16 protein-coding genes are annotated in these 21,866 nt (G+C 63.0%); 10 read left to right on the top strand and 6 right to left on the bottom strand.

What is annotated here, in order from left to right:
* The first annotated feature begins 242 nt into the window (after nt 1–242).
* From MJ607_RS00965 to MJ607_RS00940, 6 genes are read left to right on the top strand one after another with little or no spacing between them, the layout of a single operon-like run.
* Nucleotides 243–1,811 carry a type I restriction-modification system subunit M gene (locus MJ607_RS00965; protein ID WP_243073676.1) on the top strand — a complete coding sequence of 523 codons (1,569 nt, stop codon included), beginning with the start codon at nt 243–245 and terminating at the stop codon, nt 1,809–1,811.
* Nucleotides 1,808–3,040: a restriction endonuclease subunit S gene (locus MJ607_RS00960; protein WP_243073675.1), complete on the top strand. Its 1,233-nt coding sequence runs from the start codon at nt 1,808–1,810 to the stop codon at nt 3,038–3,040. The genes MJ607_RS00965 and MJ607_RS00960 overlap by 4 nt, the downstream gene beginning before the upstream one ends.
* Nucleotides 3,037–3,666, top strand: a complete 630-nt coding sequence (locus MJ607_RS00955) for a restriction endonuclease subunit S (RefSeq protein WP_243073674.1) — start codon at nt 3,037–3,039, stop codon at nt 3,664–3,666. The genes MJ607_RS00960 and MJ607_RS00955 overlap by 4 nt, the downstream gene beginning before the upstream one ends.
* Nucleotides 3,663–6,752, top strand: a complete 3,090-nt coding sequence (locus tag MJ607_RS00950) for a type I restriction endonuclease subunit R (protein WP_243073673.1) — start codon at nt 3,663–3,665, stop codon at nt 6,750–6,752. Before MJ607_RS00955 ends, MJ607_RS00950 begins: the two co-directional genes overlap by 4 nt.
* Entirely contained in the window at nt 6,749–8,698 is a 1,950-nt protein-coding gene (locus MJ607_RS00945) for an AAA family ATPase (RefSeq protein WP_243073672.1), read from the top strand. The genes MJ607_RS00950 and MJ607_RS00945 overlap by 4 nt, the downstream gene beginning before the upstream one ends.
* The gene (locus MJ607_RS00940) at nt 8,695–11,391 is read left to right on the top strand and encodes an ATP-dependent RecD-like DNA helicase (protein ID WP_243073671.1); all 2,697 of its coding nucleotides are present in this window, start codon (nt 8,695–8,697) and stop codon (nt 11,389–11,391) included. Before MJ607_RS00945 ends, MJ607_RS00940 begins: the two co-directional genes overlap by 4 nt.
* Nucleotides 11,392–11,399: 8 nt before the next feature.
* On the opposite strand, the gene MJ607_RS00935 is transcribed toward MJ607_RS00940, so the two are convergent.
* Nucleotides 11,400–11,957 carry an ImmA/IrrE family metallo-endopeptidase gene (locus tag MJ607_RS00935; protein ID WP_243073670.1) on the bottom strand — a complete coding sequence of 186 codons (558 nt, stop codon included), beginning with the start codon at nt 11,955–11,957 and terminating at the stop codon, nt 11,400–11,402.
* A gap of 2 nt (nt 11,958–11,959) precedes the next feature.
* Entirely contained in the window at nt 11,960–12,334 is a 375-nt protein-coding gene (locus tag MJ607_RS00930) for a helix-turn-helix domain-containing protein (protein WP_243073669.1), read from the bottom strand.
* 165 nt (nt 12,335–12,499) lie between these two features.
* Here MJ607_RS00930 and MJ607_RS00925 point away from each other — a divergent pair, with 165 nt between their 5' ends.
* The 3 genes from MJ607_RS00925 to MJ607_RS20300 are packed head-to-tail and all read left to right on the top strand — an operon-like array spanning nt 12,500 to nt 14,320.
* Complete coding sequence (locus tag MJ607_RS00925; protein ID WP_243073668.1) at nt 12,500–12,760, top strand: multiubiquitin domain-containing protein; 261 nt, start codon at nt 12,500–12,502, stop codon at nt 12,758–12,760.
* On the top strand, nt 12,735–13,901 hold the full coding sequence (locus MJ607_RS00920) for a ThiF family adenylyltransferase (RefSeq protein ID WP_243073667.1): 1,167 nt from the start codon (nt 12,735–12,737) through the stop codon (nt 13,899–13,901). Before MJ607_RS00925 ends, MJ607_RS00920 begins: the two co-directional genes overlap by 26 nt.
* Nucleotides 13,898–14,320, top strand: coding sequence for a DUF6527 family protein (locus MJ607_RS20300; protein ID WP_374238012.1), 423 nt, complete (start codon nt 13,898–13,900; stop codon nt 14,318–14,320). The genes MJ607_RS00920 and MJ607_RS20300 overlap by 4 nt, the downstream gene beginning before the upstream one ends.
* Nucleotides 14,321–14,569: 249 nt before the next feature.
* Here MJ607_RS20300 and MJ607_RS00915 read toward each other — a convergent pair whose 3' ends face one another.
* From MJ607_RS00915 to MJ607_RS00900, 4 genes are all read right to left on the bottom strand, one after another.
* Complete coding sequence (locus MJ607_RS00915; RefSeq protein WP_243073666.1) at nt 14,570–14,776, bottom strand: hypothetical protein; 207 nt, start codon at nt 14,774–14,776, stop codon at nt 14,570–14,572.
* A gap of 37 nt (nt 14,777–14,813) precedes the next feature.
* The gene (locus MJ607_RS00910) at nt 14,814–19,625 is read right to left on the bottom strand and encodes a Calx-beta domain-containing protein (RefSeq protein ID WP_243073665.1); all 4,812 of its coding nucleotides are present in this window, start codon (nt 19,623–19,625) and stop codon (nt 14,814–14,816) included.
* Between the two features lie 550 nt (nt 19,626–20,175).
* The gene (locus tag MJ607_RS00905; RefSeq protein WP_308193801.1) at nt 20,176–20,358 is read right to left on the bottom strand and encodes a ribbon-helix-helix protein, CopG family; all 183 of its coding nucleotides are present in this window, start codon (nt 20,356–20,358) and stop codon (nt 20,176–20,178) included.
* 191 nt (nt 20,359–20,549) lie between these two features.
* Complete coding sequence (locus MJ607_RS00900; protein WP_243073664.1) at nt 20,550–20,687, bottom strand: hypothetical protein; 138 nt, start codon at nt 20,685–20,687, stop codon at nt 20,550–20,552.
* A gap of 54 nt (nt 20,688–20,741) precedes the next feature.
* Here MJ607_RS00900 and MJ607_RS00895 point away from each other — a divergent pair, with 54 nt between their 5' ends.
* Nucleotides 20,742–21,698, top strand: coding sequence for a hypothetical protein (locus MJ607_RS00895; RefSeq protein WP_243073663.1), 957 nt, complete (start codon nt 20,742–20,744; stop codon nt 21,696–21,698).
* Nucleotides 21,699–21,866: the final 168 nt, after the last annotated feature.

Raw genomic sequence — 21,866 nt, 5'->3', positions numbered from 1 at the left:
AGATTGAGGGCCACGCTGCTGCTCGCGGCTGGCACCGACTCGGGAATTGCTTTCAAAGAACCCCTGGTCATGTCACAATTACGGGAAACTGCAGGTCTCGGTCGCAGCAGATCATGCTCCCGACTGCATCATCCCGGGAACTCATGCGCCGCGAGGCACATCATTCGTGTCGGTTCGCCCCGATACGGTACCAGTGAGCCCCTGGCAAGAACTAAGCGCGCCCCGGCGCAGGAGACGAAGAGATGGCCCCGACAACCAAAGAAGGACAGCGCGCCGAGCTGCACAAGACGATCTGGCGAATTGCGAACGATCTGCGAGGGTCCGTCGACGGCTGGGATTTCAAGAGCTACGTGCTCGGGATGCTGTTCTACCGCTTCATCTCCGAGAACCTCACCGCCTACCTCAACAGCCACGAGCGGAGCGCGGGCAATCACTCCTTCGACTACGCGGCGATCTCAGACCAGGAGGCGGAGTTTGGCCGTAAGGACACAGTGGAGGAGAAGGGCTTCTATATCCTCCCGAGCCAGCTCTTCGCCAACGTCCGAAAGGCGTCGAAGGACAACGAGAACCTGAATGAAACGCTCGACGCGGTGTTCAAGGCGATCGAGGGTTCAGCAGTCGGCGCGGACAGCGAGGACGACATCAAGGGTCTCTTCGCGGATGTCGATGTAAACAGTGCCAAACTCGGCAACTCGGTGCCGCTCCGGAACCAGAAGCTCCGCAAGCTTCTTGATGCCATCGGAGACCTCAACCTGGGCAGCTTCGAGGACAACACGATCGACCTGTTCGGTGATGCCTACGAGTACCTGATGCAGATGTACGCGGCCGACGCGGGCAAGTCTGGTGGTGAGTACTACACGCCCCAGGAAGTCTCCGAGATGCTGGCGCGGATCACCGTGGTTGGCAAGACCGAGGTGAACAAGGTCTACGACCCGGCTGTCGGGAGTGGCTCGCTCCTGCTCAAGTTCCAGAAGATCCTCGGCCCGGGTAAGGTGCGCCAGGGCTTCTACGGTCAGGAGATCAACCTGACGACGTACAACCTGGCGCGCATCAACATGTTCCTGCACGACGTGCCCTACGAGCAGTTCAACCTCGCTCATGGCGACACCCTCATGCATCCCGCGCATCTCGACGATGAGCCGTTCGAGGCGATCGTCTCCAACCCGCCCTACTCGATCAAGTGGGAGGGCAACAGCAATCAGCTTCTGGTCAACGACTCGCGGTTCGCGCCGGCCGGTGTGTTGGCGCCTCAGTCAAAGGCTGATCTCGCCTTCACGATGCACATTCTGAGCGCACTTGCGGTGAACGGCACGGCCGCCATCGTCGAGTTTCCTGGCGTGCTATATCGCGGGGGAGCGGAGCAGAAGATCCGCCAGTACCTCATCGACAACAACTTCGTCGAGTCGGTCATTCAGCTGCCGCCAGATCTCTTCTTCGGTACCACGATCGCGACTTGCATCATCGTGCTCAAGAAGTCCAAGACTGAGAACGATGTCTTGTTCATCGACGCCTCGCGCGAGTTCAAGCGCGTAGGCAACAAGAACAAGCTCACCCCGGATAGCCAGCAGCACATCCTTGACACCTTCGTTGCCCGCAAGAACGTCGCCCACTTGGCCAAGCTGGTGCGGAACGAGGACATAGCCGCGAACGGCTACAACATCGCTGTCTCCTCGTACGTCGAGCAGGAGGATACCCGCGAAGTTGTCGACATCACCGAGCTGAATGCTGAGATCGCGAGAATCGTGGCTCGGCAGGCGGAGCTCAGGACTGCCATCGACGAGATCGTCGCGAACCTGGAGAGCGCGCGGTGAGTCGTGTAGACGATCTGATCGCCGAACATGCGCCCGGTGGTGTGGAGTTCAGGATGCTCGGTGATATCGCCCGACTAGTTCGTGGCAATGGCATGCCCAAAACTGATCTCGTCGACGAGGGCGTTGGAGCGATCCATTACGGCCAGATTTATACGAGGTACGGCGTTTCTGCAGCCGAAACGATCTCGTTCGTCACTCCGGAGGCCGCGCTCAAGCTCGCGAAGGCACAGCCTGGCGACATCATCATCACAAACACTAGCGAGAACGTGGAGGACGTCGGAAAGGCAGTCGCCTGGCTCGGTTCAGAGCCGATCGTCACCGGAGGTCACGCCACGATTATCAAGCATGACTTCGATCCCAAGTATCTCTCGTATTGGTTTCAATCGGAGTCGTTTTCCGTCCAGAAGCGCGGTCTAGCAACCGGTACAAAGGTTTTCGACGTCTCCGCTCGGCAGCTGGCGAAGGTTCGACTTCCCGTGCCACCTATCGTGGTTCAGCGAGAGATCGTCTCGGTGTTGGACCACTTCGCCGGTGCGGGGTCCGGGCTCATTGAGGAGCTCGAGGCAGAGCAGGAGGCCCGACGCTCTCAGTTCCAGTACTACCGAGATTTGCTGCTGCGGCCAGAGTCGGACTGCCAGTGGTTGACCCTTCGGGAGGTAGCCGGGGACTTCGGTCGAGGCAAGTCCAAACACCGTCCGCGCAATGATCCTCGACTCTACGACGGGCCCTACCCCTTCATTCAGACGGGGGATGTCAGGAGCAGCGGGCATCGAATTGTCGGATTTACGCAGACCTACAGTGAAGCGGGGCTGGCTCAGAGCAAGCTATGGCCCAGGGGCACGATCTGCATAACCATCGCTGCAAACATCGCCGAGACCGGGGTTCTGGACTTCGATGCGTGCTTCCCGGACAGCGTGATTGGACTGGTGGTGGACCCCGAGCGGGCCTCGGCCGGCTATGTGGAATACCTACTGCAATCACTTAAATCGACGTTGGTTGCGATGGGCAAAGGCAGTGCGCAAGCGAACATCAACCTCGCGACATTCGAGGACATACGTTTCCCGTTCCCGAGCCTCGGAGAACAGGAACGGATAACCGAGGTTCTCGATCGATTTGATGCAATGGTCAACGACATCGGTGGCGGCATTCCTGCTGAGATTGCAGCTCGGCGCAAACAGTACGAGTACTACCGTGACCGCCTGCTGACTTTTGAGGAGCTGGCGGCATGACAGACCTAACAGACGTGTCTGACGCTCCACGCGTTCCAATGGGGACGGTCGGCGAGTTCATTCGCGGGCGTCGCTTCACCAAGAACGACCAGGTGAAGGAAGGTGTCCCGAGCATCCACTACGGCGAGATCTACACGACCTATGGGATCTCGGCCACTGAGGCCGTCTCGCACGTACGTGAAGACCTAAAGTCTCAGCTGCGCTTCGCGAGGCCGGGAGACGTCGTGATCGCGGCAGTCGGTGAAACGGTCGAGGACGTCGGTAGGGGCGTCGCCTGGCTCGGCTCGACTGACGTCGCGATCCACGACGACTGCTTCCTGTTCCGCTCGAGTGTGCTCGATCCGAAGTTCGTTGCATATTACCTACGCACGGAGGGCTTGATCCGCGAGAAGGACAAGTATGTCGCTCGCGCCAAGGTGAAGCGGATCTCCGGCGAGAATCTCGGTCGCCTACTCATTCCAGTCCCCGATCTCGTCGAGCAGCGGAGCATCGTCGCGACGCTCGACCAGTACGACGCGCTTTTGGCCGACTTGTCTACCGCGCTCAACGCAGAGTTGCAAGCGCGGCAGAAGCAGTTCGAGCACTATCGCAACCGGATGTTTGACGCGTCGGAGGCAGGGCGATGAGCGACGTCCTCCCTCGGAAGTACGACCCGATCGCTGTCTCGTCGGAGTCGACGGTCGTTGCCGAGTTCATCCCGGACGCCGCCACGTCGGCCGCGTACCAATCCGAGGCCGAACTCGAGCGCGACTTCATCGAGTTGCTGGAGGGCCAGGCCTACGAGTATCTGCCCCTCCGTTCTGAGACAGATCTGCTAACTAACCTTCGCGCCAAGCTCCAGGCGCTTAACGGCGTCACCTTCTCGGATGACGAGTGGGGCCGGCTGCTGGCCGAGTACATCGTCGGTGCGAACGACGGCGCCGCCGAGAAGACCCTACGCATCCAGGAGAACCACATTCATGCCTTCCGGCGCGATGACGGCTCAACGAAGAACATCGCGCTGCTCGACAAGAAGAACGTCCACAACAACCGGCTGCAGGTCGTCAACCAGTATGAGATCGGCCCAGACGGGGGAGCGGCGCGCTCGAACCGCTACGACGTGACCGTGCTGGTCAACGGTCTGCCTCTCGTTCACGTCGAGCTCAAGCGCCGCGGTGTTGATATCCGCGAGGCGTTCAACCAGATCGACCGCTACCAGCGGGACAGCTTTTGGGCTGGGTCGGGGCTCTTCGACTACGTCCAGCTCTTCGTCATCAGTAACGGCACACTGACCAAGTACTACTCGAACACCACTCGCCGCCAACACATCGAGGACGCCGCGGGCCGTAAGCGCGTCCGCCGCACGAGCAACTCGTTCGAGTTCACCTCCTGGTGGGCGGACTCCACCAACCGCCCGATCCAAGACCTGACGGGCTTCACGAAGACCTTCTTCGCCAAGCACACCCTGCTCGCAATCCTCACCCGGTACTGCGTCCTCACCATGGACCGCTTGCTGCTGGTCATGCGGCCGTATCAGATCGTGGCCACCGAGCGAATCCTGCAGAAGATCGACATCTCAACCAACTACAAGCGGCTCGGGAGCGTCGCGGCGGGCGGCTATATCTGGCACACGACGGGCTCCGGTAAGACGCTCACGTCTTTTAAGACGGCGCAGCTCGCGTCTCGGTTGCCGAGTGTCGACAAGGTGCTGTTCGTCGTCGACCGTAAGGATCTCGACTGGCAGACGCAGCGCGAGTACGACCGCTTTGAGAAGGGGGCGGCGAACGCCTCTACCTCGACGAACCAGCTGTCAAAGCACCTGGCGGATCCTGAACGCCGCATCGTCATCACGACCATCCAGAAGCTCGCGCGGCTCGTGCAGGCCGACAAGGGCCATGCAATCTACGACGGGCACGTCGTGATCATCTTCGATGAGTGCCACCGCTCGCAGTTCGGTGACATGCATAGCCGCATCACGAAGGCATTCAAGCGCTACAACCTCTTCGGGTTCACTGGGACGCCGATCTTCGCCGAGAACGCTGGATCAGGCGGTAACCCGCAGCTCAAGACCACCGCACAGGCGTTCGGGTGCTTCCTCCACGGCGACCCGAGGAACTGCCCGACAGAGACGCATCAGACGGCCGCGCACACCTACACAATCGTCGATGCCATCAGCGACAAGAACGTCCTGCCGTTCCGTATCGACTATGTGAACACGGTGAAGCTGCCCGAGGGCATCACCGATAAGCAAGTGCCGGCGATTGACACCGAGAAGGCGCTGCTCGACCCCGAGCGCATCCGCCAAGTTGTCGCGTACATCCTCGAGCACTTCGACCAGAAGACTCGTCGCAGCGAGCATTACGCGCTCGGTGAGCGCCGCGTGAACGGCTTCAACGCCTTGTTTGCGACCGCATCGATCGATGCGGCGAAACGCTACTACAGCGCGTTCGCCGAGGCGCAGGAGGCGCTTCCGATCGCGCAGCGCCTCAAAGTCGGCATCATCTACTCGTTTGCGGCCAACGAAGCGCAGGGCGACGACTACCTCGACGAAGAGGGCTTCGACACGGCGGCACTCGACGCGTCTTCCCGGGACTTCCTTGACGAAGCCATCCAGAACTACAACGGCACGTTCGGCACGCGTTGGGATACTGGCTCGGACGGTTTCGCCGGCTACTACACCGATCTCTCGAAGCGACTGAAGCAGCGGGAGATTGATCTGGTCATCGTCGTCAACATGTTCCTCACGGGCTTCGACGCTACGACGCTGAACACGCTCTGGGTTGACAAGAACCTGCGCTCGCATGGCCTGATTCAGGCGTACTCGCGCACCAATCGGATCCTCAACTCCATCAAGACGTACGGCAACGTCGTCAGCTTCCGTGACCTCGAACAGCAAACTAACGACGCCATCGCTCTGTTCGGCAACAAGAACGCCCGCGGGGTGGTGCTTCTCAAGCCATACGGCGACTACTACACCGACTATGCCGAGAAGGTCACCGAGCTCCTCGACCGCTTCCCGCTGGGCACTCAGATCGTGGGGGAGCAGGCGCAGAAGGACTTCATCCAGCTTCTCGGCGCGATCCTGCGGCTGGAAAACATCCTGACCTCGTTCGATGACTTCGAAGGCAACGAGATCCTCACCGAGCGCCAGACGCAGGATTACCGCTCGATCTACCTGGACCTGTATGCCGAGTTCCGCAAGGTCACGACAGCAGAGAAGGAGCGGATCAACGACGACATCGTCTTCGAGATCGAGCTCATCAAACAAGTTGAGATCAACGTCGACTACATCCTGATGCTCGTTGACAAGTACCGGAACGAGCGGGGCGACGGCGACGACAAGGGGATCCGTGCCGAGATCACCCGCGCCATCGACGCCAGCCCGAGCCTCCGCAACAAGAAGGACCTCATCGAGGCCTTCGTTGACCGGGTATCGGTGGCCGGATCGATCGACGAGGAGTGGGCGGCCTTTGTCGCCGCTCAGCGCGCCGCTGAGCTGGATCGCATCATCGCCGAGGAGAAGCTCCGCCCCGAAGAGACGCACGAATTCGTCCAGCGGGCGTTTCGCGACGGCAGCCTCCAGACTGGTGGCACCGCCATCACGCGCGTGCTCCCACCAGTGTCGCGATTCGCCGGCGACGGCGGGCACGGTGAGAAGAAGCAGCGCGTCCTGGAGAAGCTCGGCGCGTTCTTCGAGCGGTTCTTCGGCCTCGGCGCGGGAGGAGAGTCATGAGGCTGATCTCCGCGCACATCAGAGGGTACGGCCGCATAGTTGATTCCAAAGTCAATCTCGATGCGAAGGTGATCGCCATCGTCGGGCCTAACGAAGCCGGCAAGACGACGCTCCTCAACGCTTTGGCTTTCGTCGACCGCGGGGGCTCGATTCCGCTTCCGGAGCGGTCGAGGGCTGCGGAGACCACAGATGACACGCTGGTCACCACGCTTGACTATGTGCTTGATGGTGAGGATCAGGAGGCGCTCGCAGACCTTGACCTTCAGGAGTTGCCAACTCGCGCGCGTATTGCCCGTACGGCATCTGGCGAGCATGTCCAAGTCACGTTGACGCCGATCGCACGTAAGTCTGTCAAGCCGCTCGCTGTTGCGCGGGATGTGCTTGCGGCCGTGTTGTCGCGGGCGGATCTTGACGATCTCATTGATCGCGAGACCGTTTACGCGGATCCGAATGGGGACGCCCCGCGCGACTACCGAGCCGAGTTACAGCTCGTCGCCGACGCGGTCGGTGCGGCCGTTGACGAACCCGGAACGGCGCTGCCCGAGGAAGTCGTTGCAACCACCCGATCGCTTCTTGGAGTCACCGCTACGGACGCCCTCGATGCCGCCGACCTTATCGGCGCCTACTCGGGCGTCTTGACCTGGGCGGAGCGCGACGCCCCGGCGCCAGAAGCCCGCGACCGAATCTGGAAGCGCACGCCGAGATTCGTGCTGTTCGGCGAGGAGGATCGTTCGATCCAGTCGACGTACAACCTCGACCAGGTAGCCAGCCCGCCGCGCGCGCTCGCGAATCTAGCCAGGATGGCATCGCTCGACCTCGCCGAACTCCATCAGTTCATTCAGTCCGGTGACACCGCGCGCCGCCGGAGCGCGATCGTCAAGGCGAATAGGCGCATGGATGCGCTCTTTGAAGAAGCCTGGAAGCAGTCTCGTCTGTCGGTCCACTTCGAGGTGGATGGCGGTGAACTCCGAGTCGAGCTGATGGAGGACGGCGACAACGTCACGGTGTTCGCCGAGCGAAGCGCCGGTCTCCGAATGTTCATCGCGCTCATCGCCTTCCTCAAAGTCCACGGCACCGACGAGCTTCCCGTCCTCCTCATCGACGAGGCGGAGAATCACCTTCACATCGACGCGCAGGCCGATCTCGTGAACATGTTCGTCACACAGCAGCAGGCCGTAAAGGTGATCTACACGACCCACAGCCCCGCCTGCCTGCCACCAGACCTCGGAACGGGCATCCGTGTCGTGGCGCCGCGGCCCGACAACCTCCAGATCAGCGATGTCAAGAACAGCTTCTGGCAAGGTACCGCGGGGTATTCGCCTCTCATGATGGCAATGGGTGCGGCCGCCGCCGCGTTTACGCCAGCCCGCCGCGTTGTCCTCGCCGAAGGCGCGACCGAGATGATCTTGTTGCCGACACTGATGCGCACCGCGCTTGGAGTCGGCGAATTGCCGTACCAAGTTGCCGCCGGCCTCGCCGAGGCACCCAACGACCTACTCTCGAAACTCGACCTGGAAGCCGCCCGCGTCGCGTACCTGGTCGACGGCGACGATGGCGGCAAGAAGCTGGCCAAGGCGCTCAGCGACGTCGGGGTTCCGGAGCGGCTCATTGCGGAACTCTCAACCCCTGGGATCGAGAACGTCATCGACGCCGGGTGTTACGGCAAGGCGCTCACCGCGCTCGTCCTTGAATCCAACCCTGGGCTTACCGATGAGGACCTTGTGTCGTTCGCGGAGATCACCGTGGAGGACGGAGCATCGATCGCCAAGGCCGCCACAAACTGGATCGAGAAGAAGGGCTGGAAAGCCCCCTCGAAGGTCGCCGTGGCCAGCTGGCTGGTGACACATGGCACGGCGGTCCCAAGCGAAGCTGGCCGCGAGCTCCTTTCGGCACTCCACCAGCGGCTGCTGTCGGCGCTCGGAGTTCCTACCGAGGAGTCGGCTTGAGCAACGTCGACACGCACATCCGCGACATCGATACGGCAATCTGCGAAAACATCGACGGGCTGAGCGGCAACCGCGCGTTGCTGGCCCAAAACGTCCTGCAGCAGTTGCGCCATCTGGTCGAGGGCGTCGCCGTGCGGCTCCAGAGCGGCAACGGGACGACCAATTACGACTATGCGGCGATCACAGCGGGACTCGCGTGGCTGAAGGGCAAGGGCCAGCTGGCCTTCCTGAGCCGCTTCTACCGGATGCTTGAGCCCAGCGTCTCCCACTACACGTTCGATGGCGATGGCTCCGAGCGTTTGATGCTCAAGTACTACGAGTACTTGCTCCGCGTACGCGCGCTCCTGCGCGATCAATGCGGCATCGATGTCCTCGCGAATCTTGAGAAGTTTCCCATCGACCAGGACCCGTCGCTTCGCGAGTATCACGAGAAGATCGCGGCGCGGATCCAAGCGGTGTCGGAGCTGCCGGCGGATCAAGGGCGCAGCGACCGTTACTACGTCCTGAAGAGTCGGCCCTTCTTTGTCGATGGTCGGATCTACTACGAGGTAACGTTCACGGCTCCGGTTGATCGGGTGAGCAAGTTCGATCGGGTGATCGCGTTTACCGACATCGACATCGACGACAAGTACGCGGCCCGGCTGATGCTGCTGTCGGACTCGATCGAGGTCATCGAGCAGACGATGCCGATCATGGTTATTCGCTCATGGGAGGTCTCGATCAGGCCGTGTGAGCTGGAGAAGCTCGGCCGAATCTACGGCTCTTCGTACGACGTCAGTTCCACGAGCACCGAGTACCGCCAGCTCATGGAGTACCTGACGCGGACGAACTCGAGCCTTGTCGACATGCTGGAGCTGCCCGACGGTCAGTACGACGGTGTCAAGGCGTGGGCAACGGCGAGGGCGCGCACACCCCGGCTCTTTCCAACGTTCGATGCAGCTCGGCAAACGCTCCGGAGCAGTGCGCCGGGCCACATCGTTCTTCGCTATCTTCTGCTCCGGCTAAAGAACTCCGTCCTCGTCGAGCAGTTCAATCCCGATGGCTGCGCGAGATTGTCTGGGCTAAAGCTGCAATGGGGCTGTATCCCGTTTGACGAGATGCCCTTCTGCACCTCGCTGCCGGGTCACAACCCCCGGTTTCGAGATCTGCTCGAACTACTCGATCCCTCAGCGCGCACGCACGAACTGCTGGCTCATCGGGTGCGCAGCAACGTCGACGACCGTGGCCTGCTGTACACGCCGCTCGCCGATCTCGCGCAGTTCGGCGACGTCGCCGCACACATCGAGCAGTTCAATTGCGCCCTCTACCGGACACATCAGGCTCGCCGACTCGAGGTCGACCGTGGCCACGTCTTCATCCGCGGGTACGAAGACGACACCGTCGAGATCATCAACAAAATCCAGGAGCGAGCTTCGTCCGGCGTTGGCGGATGGGAAGAGGCCGTCAGGCGCTGGCTCGACGAGCGGCCCGGCCTAATCGATGACACGACGAAGTCGGACGCGCTGGTCTCGCTCTTTGCGGACTCCCACGTGGCCCTGATCTATGGGGCGGCTGGGACGGGCAAGTCAACGATGGTGAATTACATCGCCAACTACTTCAACGACGGCCGGACGCTGTTCCTCGCCAACACGCACTCGGCCGTCGATAACCTCAAACGCCGGGTGCAGGCGCAGCATCCGACGTTCCGCACGGTCGCGAGCCAAATCTGGTCCGGCGCGGGTGGGTCGGAGTATGACCTCGTCGTGATCGACGAGTGCAGCACGGTGAGCAACAGCGATCTCCTCAAAGTGCTGCAGGCAACGCGCTTCAAGGTGCTCGTCCTCGTTGGTGACGTGTACCAGATCGACTCGATCCAGTTTGGGAACTGGTTTGGTCTGGCGCGGTCGTTCGTACCTCCCTCAGCGGTCACCGAGCTCAACACGCCGTTTCGCACAAAGAACGAAGGGCTGCTCGGACTGTGGAAGAAGGTTCGCGAGATCGACGAGGACATCACGGAGGCCATGACGCGCGGAAGCTACTCGGCGCGGCTCAGCTCGGAGCTCTTTCAAGCTCGCCGCGATGACGAGATCATCCTCTGCCTCAACTACGACGGCCTGTACGGGATCAACAACGTCAACCGCTTCCTACAGAGTTCGAACCCGAGTGCCACGGTCGAGTGGGGTGTCTCGACCTACAAGGTCGGCGACCCGGTTGTCTTTGGCGACACGAATCGCTTCGGGAAGCTGATCTACAACAACCTCAAGGGAACGATTACCGGGATCGATCAGGTCCCGGGCAAGATCCGGTTTGAGGTCGACCTGCATAGTGATGTCACCGAGCTCTCGGTCTTGGGCAGTGAACTCGAATGGGTGCGCGACTCGGTTGTGGCGTTCGACGTCGTCGAGATGGCCAGTAGCGACAATGACAACCAGGACGCCAACACCACGGTGCCTTTCCAGGTTGCCTACGCTGTGTCGATCCACCGTGCGCAGGGCCTCGAGTACGAATCGGTGAAGATCGTCATCACCGACGCTAACGAAGAGGACACCACCCACAGCATCTTCTACACCGCGATCACTCGGGCGCGCGAGAACCTCAAGATCTTCTGGACCCCGGAAACGCAGAATGCGATCATTGCGAACCTTGAGCGCCGAACAAATCAGAAGGACGTCCGTCTGCTCTCGGATCGACGAGGCCTAACCCCGGTTGCATGATCGTGTCGTCAGCGATAGGCGGCTGCGCGCTGGGCAATGATGCGGGCACCAGTAGCGTTCATGCGCCAGCGAGCAAATTCTGTGCTCACGCCGAAGAGCTGGGCGACGTCGTCGTCGGTGGCCCTCTGACGGGCGAGCCGCTTGGCGGCATCGGAGGGGATCAGGAGTTCGCCGGATATCTCGGCCGCCTCGTCCTCTTGGAACTTGTCGGCCGTGCGGCAGCCGCGCTCGTTGACGAGGCTGGTGCCGAACTTGTGCTCGCCGACGACGTGAGCCATCTCATGGCCCATCGTCGAGCGCCGACGTGCGAGTGGATGGGCGTCGTTCTCGATGATGACCGCGCCTGTGCGATGGGGGAGCAAGGCACCCGAAAAGACCTCGGCGCGAACGCTGTGGAAGTGTTCGCGAATGTGGTGGTCGAGCGGCAGGTCGCCGAGAGCCATGACCGTGACGCCGTACTCCTCCGCCAGTTGCCACGGATCGAGCGGGTCCATGAGACCGAGGCTCAGTTCAGCGCGCACCTCACCGGCCAGCCGTTTGCAGGCTGCCTTGTTGATGCGCTTCACCGTCACTCCGATTCCCCCCGAGTGGCATGCATGTGCTTCACTGTCGCTCGAATGACCTCTTCAAGGTAGGCGACGTCCCTGTCGTCCAGATCTTGACGCGCGCGTAGGAGTGGCGCGAGTTGGGTGACGAGGTCGGGCTCCGGCTGCGTGCCGGTGGCTTCCGTGTCGATCATGAATGTCTCGGCGGGCATATTGAGCCAGCGCACGAGCGTGGCGAAGCCGTCAGCGTCTGGTCGTTGCTCGTTTCCGAGGCGCGAAAGCAGTGAGGGGCTCGTGCCGATCTCCTTTGCCAACTGACGCCACGACCATGCTCGAGCAGTGCGCTCGGCGTCGAGCGCGGCGTAGAGCCCTGCGGTGTCGATCTTCGTTTTGGTCATGCGCACGGTCCTCTCATCTCTGCGGGTGTCGGTGGTAGATGCCAGTGTTGCACTCTCGATGCACTGCTTGGAAGTCGACGCGCTATGTTCTATACTCAAGACAGTGTTTCAGATCTGAAACACACTCACTACAGACCCGCGGAGCCGGAGATAGGAGAGCAGGCAATGACTGCATCTGAGGTAGAGAAGGGGCCGAGCAAGACTGTGACGATCACGGTCAACACGCGACCCGTCGAGTGGGGCGAGAAGAAGATCAGCTTCGAGCAGGTGGTGGAGGTCGCATTTCCTGGGCAGCCGTATGACCCTGCAGGGACACTCGTCGAAGTCAGCCGCGGACATGGGCCGGATCACGCGCTGCGTCCGGGTAAGGACGTCGTCGTAAAGGACGGAATGGTGTTCGATGTCGAACCCGCCAACCGTTCCTGACGAGCAGATCACTCGGCTGTTGGCGGACGGCTACGACATGGTGCTCGAAGCGGGGCACCTTCTCGTACGCCGCTTGCCATACGTCGGGCCGTCCGGGCTCCGCAAGGACGGCCGGCTCGTGCTCCCCGTGAGCTACTCCGAGGGCGTAGTCGCGGATGCGAGCGGCGATCACCGAATCTGGTTCGCGGGCGAGGAGCCTCGTGACGAACGCGAACAGCCCCTCGGGAGTGCCGGCCAGAATCACGGCTTCGGCAACGAGGATGTGGCCGACTACATGCTGTCGTTCAAGCCGCCAGGCGGAGCTTACGCTGACCTGCACCAGAAGATTCAGCGGTACGCCCACATCCTGCGGAGCGCGGCCCGTCAGATCGATGATTCCGTCACGGATACGCCTGGCGGTTCGTTCCAGGTCGTGCCCGACGACCTGCCCCTCGTCTACTCCGACACCAACACGACCCGGGCCGGACTGGCCACGTTCAGCAACCTTTTTCGGGGCCACACCATCGCGATCGTGGGCGTCGGCGGCACTGGCAGCTTCATCCTCGACCAGGTGGCGAAGACCTGGGTCGATCGCATCATCCTCATCGACGGAGACTACTTCGAGCATCACAACGCCTTCCGCGCTCCTGGCGCTGCGCTGCACGACGTGGTCAGGGCGAAGCCCAACAAGGCGGAGTACTTCGCAGCTGAGTACTCACGGATGCACACGGGCATCACAGCCCATCCGGTTGCGCTGACGACCGACAATCTGGACCTCCTTGAAGGGGCAACCTTCGTATTCCTCGCCGCCGCCGACGCTGACGCGAGGCCGGAGATCATGCGGTGGCTCAAGGAGCGGGGAGTGCCATTCATCGACGTCGGCATGAGCTTCCGCGAGGGCGACGGTGGACTGACCGGGATGGCGAAGGTGACGACCTACCTTCCTGGCGACGAAATCGCGCTACCAACCGAGGCCGCCACCCCGCCCGGGGAGGACGACTACAGCGCGAACATCCAGATCGCGGAGCTGAACGCGCTGAACGCCAACCTCGCCGTGATTCGCTGGAAGCGCCACCTCGGCTTCTACGCGACCCACACCGAGACCAGCCAAACGATTTTCAAGCTCTTCCTCAACGAACTCCGGAACGGGGACGTTGCATGAGGTCGACAGACCGCTACGTGGCGCAGTTCGTCGAATCGTTCCCCACACCGATGGAGCCAGGCGTTCTCTACATCTCGGCGCCCTACTCGACCGCTGGACACATCTGCCCCTGCGGCTGCGGGCGAGAGGTCGTCACCAAGCTGTCGCCGGCACGATATCGAGTCATCTTCGACGGCGAGGTGTCGCTGAAGCCATCGGTCGCCGCGACAGGCTTGCCGTGCAACTCCCACTACTTCATCACTCGGGGTGAGGTCGACTGGCACGGAAAGCTAGATGCCGATCGTGCTGCCCGCGTGCAAGCATCCGATCGCCGCGCTGTGGAATCTCAACGGGTGGCGAGCCCCCAGACCCCGACTCCACAGCCCCCGCGCGCCATTTGGTGGGCGAGGCTCTGGCGAGGAGTCAGCGGGAAAAGCTGATGTCTACGAGTCAGGAGACCGTCGTTCGAGACGTGAGCCGGCTCGGGCGAGCCGAGATGCGGCAGTCGCGGTGGACCACGTCGCTGTTGGTCGCCTGACGGGTCGCCTTTTACTCGCTCTTTTCAACCCCAACGAACCCGGATCAACCGTGAAGGCGGACGTCCAGCCTGAGGCGCTCGCGACGTAGAATCCCTTCTAACGACTAACAAGTCGCAACAACAGAAAGGATTCGGATCTCATGCACTCCTCTCAGGGGGTCAGGGGTTCGAGTCCCCTCAGGTCCACCAAACATTCCCGGAAGTCCGCGGCTTTCCGCCGCGGCTCCGGCGCCCGGTGGAGGCTTGACGGGGCTCGGTCGCCCTGCTCCTTCGCCTGCGCGAGCAACTGCGCTGCGATCTGCTGCTGATCGATGATCTCTCCCGTCACAGGACCGATCATCTCGATGACATCGGTCATCGCCTTTCCTTTCGGTTAGGCCAGACCAGATCCACCGTTATTCAGACAGTCCCCTCGCCGGCGGGGTCTGCTTCATCGCTGCGGCGATCTCCGCCAGCGTCTGGGCGTGGCCCGGGGCGATTTCCTTCGCCATCTGTGCCTTCACTTCCTGGATGAACGCGTCGAGGTTGTTGTTGCCGGCGGTGGGACTGCCGCGGTTGAAGGCGCGATCGGAGGCCGCCAACTTCACGCACAGCGAGTTGGCGATGCCCGCGCTTGCCACCCAGCGCTTGACGAGTTCGCACAGGTCGTCGGCAGTGGCGTTGACGGTGAACCGCACGGACCCGGCTCCCACGTTGCCTGCGTTATCGGTCGCCGTCGCGGTGTAGCTGCGTCCGCCCAGGAAAGCGTACGCGGGGCCGGCGAAGCCTTTACACGTGTCGCTCGCGATGCCCGACAGGCTGTCCGCAGTGGTGCACGTGATCGCCACGGTGTCGAGCAGACTGAACGGGCCGGTGCTGCCGGTGAAGGTTACCGTCGGCACGGTCGAGTCGAGCTTGTAGACCGGGGACGTCGCGGATGCCGCGTTCCCGGCGAGATCCGTCACCGTGCAGTCGAAGGACAGGTCCACGCCTTCGACCCCCGAAGTCCCGGCGGGGCAGTCCGACGCGAGGCCCGAGAGCGTGTCGCCGAGCGTCCAGGTCACCGTGACCGGACCGGTGTACCAGTCATTGTCTCCCATTTGTCCCGAGAGAACGCCGACCGCGGTGGGCGGTGTGGAGTCGAGCTTGTACAGCGCGGAGGTCTCGGATGTCTCGTTCCCGGCCATGTCCATCACGGTGCAGCCGAACTCCAGATCCACGCCTTCGGCCCCCGAGGTCTCGGCGGGGCACTCGGTCGCAACTCCCGAGAGGGTGTCGTCGAGCGTCCAGGTCGCAGTGACCGGACCGGTGTACCAGTCATTGTCTCCCAGTTGTCCCGAAAGCGCTGCAACGGCGGTGGGCGGGGTCGAATCGAGCTTGTACGTGGGCGAGGTGAGGGATGCCTCGTTCCCGGCGGCATCCGTCACGGTGCAGGTGAACGACAGGTTCGTGCCCTCGACGGCCGACGTCGCGGATGCACAGTCGGAGGCGACGCCCGACATGTTGTCGTCGAGGGTCCAATCGACCTTGACCGGGCCGGTGTACCAGTCGTTGTCGCCGACCGGGCCCGACAGCACGCCCACCCCGGTGGGCGCCGTCGCATCGCGCTTGACGGTGACGCTCGCCGAGGCCGTGCCGCCGTCCGTCGTAACGGTGCACGTGAACGTTGCGCCGGCGGTGTCAGCCACGACCGAGGCATCGCTGCACCCGGAGGACGCGGTGGTGGCGGCACCGAACGTCTGGACATCGAAGTGGATGCCGACATCCGTCACGTACCAGTCGGCCAGGCCCTTCGTTCCTGTGACGACGGGCGTCACTGTCGGCGCCGGGGGCTCGTCGTCATTCGTGATCCAGCCGACGCCCGTGCTCTTGTCTCCGAGGCTCGCCTCGGTCGGCGACGACAGCACGACGATGAAAACCTCGTCCGGTTCGATGTCGCTGTCACAGGTGACCGGCACGGTGATCGTCTTGGAGACCTCGCCCGGTGCGAACGTCACCTCACCGGAGGCCGGGGTGTAATCGCTTCCGGCGATCGCGGCGCCACTCTTCGTGTCGTAGCGCACCGTCACCGGGCTCGCGCTGGGTTTGCTGGCCGACACGGTGAACACGAACGGGGTCGTCGTGCACTGGGTGCCCTCGGCGGCTGTCACGTCGCTGATGCTCAGCTTTCCGCCGTCGTCGTTGCGGATGGTCGCCACACTCTCGTCCTGATTCGGATCGATGACGAACCCACCCGCGTCCGCTTCGTCTTCGGTCTCGAATCGGAGGAGACGGATGAAGAACGTCTCATCGGGCTCGACCGCGGTATCTCCGTTCGCGTAGATCGTGACCGGTTTGACCGTGTCACCATGCTGGAAAGTCACGCTCGAGGTGACCGCGGTGTAGTCGTCAGGAGCCCCTGCGGTGCCGCTGACGGTCTCGTAGTACACCGTCACGGGCTTGTGGTCGAATGTGCTCGTCCCGATCTTGAACTCGAAGCCCCGCGTTCCGCTATCTCCCTCGCTGAATCCGACCTCCCGCGGGGCGATGGTGATGGAGGTGCCCTCGTCGTCGTTCTTGATCGTGCCCTCTCCACCGCCGGGTGTGATCAGGGTGTCGCCCGTGGCGTGGGACAGCTGCACGATGAACGTCTCGTCGGGCTCGAAGGTGAGGTCGCATCGCGAGGTGATGCTGATCTTCTGCGTCACGACGCCCGGCGCGAAGGTCAGGGTGCCGCTCACGGGGCCGATCAAGTCGGTGTCCGGCTGTGCGGTCCCTTGGACGGCCGCCCAGTCCACCGTCACCGTCTGCGAGCGCGGCTGATTCAGCGTGGCCGTGAAGACCATCGGAAATGGACCGGCCTCGCACAGTTGGCCGAGCACGAAGCTGCCTTCGATCTCGCCGGCGTCATCGATGCTCACGCTGTAGGCGTCGTCGTTCGCGATCCGACCGGTAGCCGTGCCGTCCACGATTTTCAGCAGCTGCATGGCCGGCCAGCCGTCGAAGATCTGGACGGTGAAGTCCTCGGTGTCTTCGACCCAGGAGTCGGCGAGCACGTCGACGGTGATCAGGGCCGAGGTGAGACCAGCGGGAATGGTCACATAAGAAGATCCGCTGCCGGGGAAGTCGCAGGCCGGAGCGGTGCAGGGCATGATCCTCGCCCTGGCTGCCGTGCCGCCTTCCACGACGTAGCGGATCGATGTGTCGCGCGGGACGATCTTGTCGAGCTTCACACGGAACTCGAACGGGGTGAACCCGGCGCCGGTGCCTTCGAGCTTCTCGACGTCCGGGATGTCGTCGCCTTGCGCGTTGACGATGCTGACATTCGGACGGTTGTCCGACGAGAGGTCGCACACGGATCGCTCGGCGGGCACGTGTCCGGCGATGAAAGACCAGACGCACGCGTCCACGGAGTAGGTCACTCGAGACGTATCGGAGTCGCCCGTCCCGCTGATCTGATGCAAGCCGGGGTCGGCGTTCTGCGGGCACTTGTCCACATCGGCGAAGCACCCGGAAACATCGATCGAGACGGTCTGGGTGATCGATGAGCCGTTGATTCGACTGTCGTCGTCATCGCTGAATACGTCGGCATCCCGAATGCCGAACTTCACGTTCGCCGTGCCCCAGTCGTTCGGATACGCTCGCCACCCGGGCCACCAGGGGTGGATGACGGCGGCGTCGGTACGCCGCTGGTTGCGCTCGTCACGCGACGCCCACGCGGTCGGCGGTACGTCCGGGAAGGTGAACACCGGGTAGAAGTCCGGATCGTGAGTGTTGATGTCGACCTCGAGGCCGCTGTCGTGGGACGTGAGCTCGGAGACGTCGAAGATGCGCACTGCGGTGCGCATCGCTCCCCGGTTGAGCGTGTAGGCCTCCTGGGTGAAAGCCCCGGGGTAGAAGTCGACGTGCACCATGTTGACGTACCTGCGCGGGATCTGCGTCAGCGAGGGCAGGATCATCGGGTTGGTGTAGGCCGAGACGTCCATCAGACCACCGAACTCGTCGTAATCGTCGTCGAGCGCGGGGCACAGGAGCCTGCCGTCCGGGCCGGGGTATTTGCTGAGCGGATCGTAGTCGGGGCAGATGGCCTGTCGGATGAGTGCGAAGACGCCGTCATCCAGTCCGATTGCGAGCCCCGCGCTGCTGAGGCCGTTCAGATCGGCACGCTTGGCGAAGGTCGTCGACGCCGTCGTCACGATCTCCGAGACATTGCGCCACGGCCGCTCGGGGTCGTCAGGCAGCGGGTAGCCTCCCTCCACGTCATCGGTGGTGGCGGGATCGTCCAGGCGTTCGATGTAGTTGTTGTTGATCGTCCAGAGGTTATCGAGGTGCGCCTGATCAACCGTGGGGATCAGGTTGCCGGCGTCATCCTTCGCAGGATTGCCATCGGCATCCACGGGCGGCGAGTAGTCGTACGCGAGGATGACCTGGTGCCCCTTGTCGAGGAGTTCGGTCGGGGTCGCATCCGCACCCAGGCTGCGTGGTGCGAGATACTCGCCGATGCGGGACTCGATGTAGGTGAGCAGCGCGTTGATCGAGTCAACCCCCATCGCCCCGTCACCCTCCTTGAGGTGATCGAGCCTCAGGATGATGAGCTCGCGCTCGTGGCCGGGCGCACTCAAGAACGCCACGATGCTGTTCATGATCTCTTCGACTTGAGGTCCCGCCAACGTGTGATGGATGTAGAAGTTGCCCTCCGTGAGGCGCAGCTCGGGATCGTTCTTCGTTCTCTCTTGATCATCTGCTGTCGCTCGGAAGAATCGCAGGTCGAAGAACCGGGACCCGGCGTTGAGCTGCCCTTGCAGATCACGCGATTGCGTGCGCGCCCACGGCAGAGACACAGACGCGATCGTTCCGCTCCACTCATCACACAGGAAGTGAAGTGCGTCGGGCACCGTGTCCCTGCAGCTCGCGTCCATCGGCGCCAGGTGCGTATCGCACCCTTCGCAGGCCAGGACCGGCTTGATCCCGTACGTGCCGGCGTCGTGGGAGCCCGGGAAGATGAACTTCCACAGCGGGACGTCGAGCGCAGTAGGGGCCTCGGTCCACAGCTGCTTCATCCACTGATCGGTGCGAACGACTTCGGTGGTGCTCGAGCCGACGGCGGCGGGAGTCACCGCTGTCTCCACCGTCGCGGCAGGCGCGATCGCCGCCGGTTCGGCGCCTGCAGCAGGGGGAGCGAAGCCGCCCCACACCAGTGCCGTCAGCGCGACGGAAGCGACGATCGCGGTCGATGATCTGCGATTCATTCCTGGCGTCCTCTCGAATGCCAGCGCGTCCGACTCACGAGGCGCGACCACCGGCGAAGGAATACAGCGTCCGACTCGGGGAGATGCCAGGCATGCCAACCGCGCTCATGCGCAGTCGGTGCGCGTCATCGCGCATCATGCGTGTCCGTTCCCCAGCTTCAGTTCGACGTGCGCGGGCCGCACGTCTCGAGCGTGCCCCCAGGACACCCCCGACGAGACTCTGGATTACACCCTGCTCTGATGCGCCCGCAAGGGCTCTCCCGGGATTGAAGAGCAAGAGTCCCTGATCAGAGGCTTGCTCTTTCCGTCAACGACATCCCCGTGGATTGCGCAGAGTTGATTCGGAACGCGGCCGTAGGGATCCGGCGAGATCCGGCCGTCCGGGGAGGATACGCATCCGGCCACGAGCCGCCCGACCGGGCGCCCAGGTCGCTGCGCCGTCGAGATGTACACCCGTGTCGTCGTCGAGATCGTCGATCCATAGCGGCCACGACGCAGCCTGGATGATGTCTTCGGTGCGATGCCGTGCTTGACACAGAGTCGTGGACCTTCACGACGCGTACGCACCGATCGCTTCGCGAATGAGCTGCGAGCGGGTCTTGTGCTCGCGCGCGGCGCGGGCGTCGAGCGCGGCGAGCTCGTCCGTGGTGAGTCGGAGCGCGACGACTTGGGCCGGCTCTGCTCCGCGTCCGGGTCGTCCGCGTCCTCGCCGCTTCACCACCCATGGCGACATCGCATTACGAAAAACCGAGCCGGTCCACAGCCGACCGCGGGCCGGTCGTTCATCGCGCATGGGGCCGTGCCCGATCGGGCCGCGGCGGGGGCCACGGATTGGGCACTTCGGAGTTCGCGGCCGTGCGGGCAGATGAGTGGGGCCGCTGGCACGATCGAGCTATGCGGTCGATGGCGGGGCGCGACGACTCCTCACGACAACGTGGGTGCGCGCAGCGAGCGGTTCATGCTGCTCATGGCCAGTCTGAACAATCTCGCATAGTCGCCGAAGCCCTCGCGCTTCAGCGGAGTGCCGGCAACCGCGCGGTCGCGGCCTTCGTGCAACGCCATCGGGTTGATGCACGATGGGGTCCGCTCGATCCGGCAACCCTTCAGGGAACGCACGTGACAGCGGTCGTCGGGCCCGGTGCTGTGGGTGGGGGCTCGAGTCCGCGTCGCACTCCTGGCTTCGCGCCGTCCGAGCACGTCGACCTGTTCAACATGGCCACGGATGGTGCGGTCTATTGTCAGGGTCACCTGTTGAACGAAAGGCTCGGCGGCCCCGGTGCGGGACCTGTCGGTGCTCAGAACCTCACGGCTTTTCCGCAGAAGCCCACGAACTCCGACCACAACAATGGAATCGAGGAGTTCATCAAGGCGGCGACGAGGAACCACTGGTTCCGCTATGAGGTCGCGATCGACTACGTGGCGGGCGACGCCGCGAAACTCGGCCGACGCGTCAGGCTAAGGCAGGGGGCTGCGGCCCTTGCGGCCTGGAACAACCTTGCGACGGGTTTCAGTTACGCCGCTCGCCTTACGGCCCGCTGGGAAGAATTGCGCCCGCCGGGGCACGGTCAACGGCTTCTGCTGCGCAACAATCCGCCGGCTCTGACGAACGGCCAGGCGGGGAGTCTTGATCTCAAGATTCCAAGTCCCACCGAGTTCGTTCGAAGCGATCGTCGCGCCGGCGAGTATCCGCAGGGCAAGACGCGACCATGGGCCCATCTGCCGTTGTTCAAGGGGAAGCATGAAGCCGTCCGCAGCGTGATGCCGACAGGCGGGAACCAACCCCCGGGCGCGGCCAGGCTCACACCACTGCAAGGGCGGACATTCGAGATGTCACAACGTCGTCTCGGGGGCATGGCCGCTTCCGTCGGTGTCACGCGTAATGCCAACTGGGACCCGATCTATCTCGCAGGCTACGACCACTATTGCGAGGGTCAGGACGATGCAAGGAGAGGACTACCGCTCCAGGCCGGGAAGCTCGGCCACAACTACGTCAAGGGCTGGAACGACTACCACCACCAACACCCGGTCATCGGCTGGCTCCGACAGGGAATGAAGCGACTGCTGGGCCAGTAGCAGTCGTGGGGGCGCACCCAGACCGCAACCTTGACGCTGCCCGAACGCCGGTGCGCATCCGTGCGAGGCGTGCAGAGCGGAACTGGCATGGTGACGCACTCAATCAGACACCGCGAGTTCAGCAGAGCAAGCAGCCGCTGTGCGCATGTCCCGCCTGCCCACTGGCGA

Source organism: Microbacterium sp. SS28 (genome assembly GCF_022761035.1).
Taxonomy (GTDB): Bacteria; Actinomycetota; Actinomycetes; order Actinomycetales; family Microbacteriaceae; genus Microbacterium.
The sequence above is the reverse complement of the archived record's forward strand: the minus strand, read 5'-3'. Positions and strand labels throughout refer to the sequence as shown.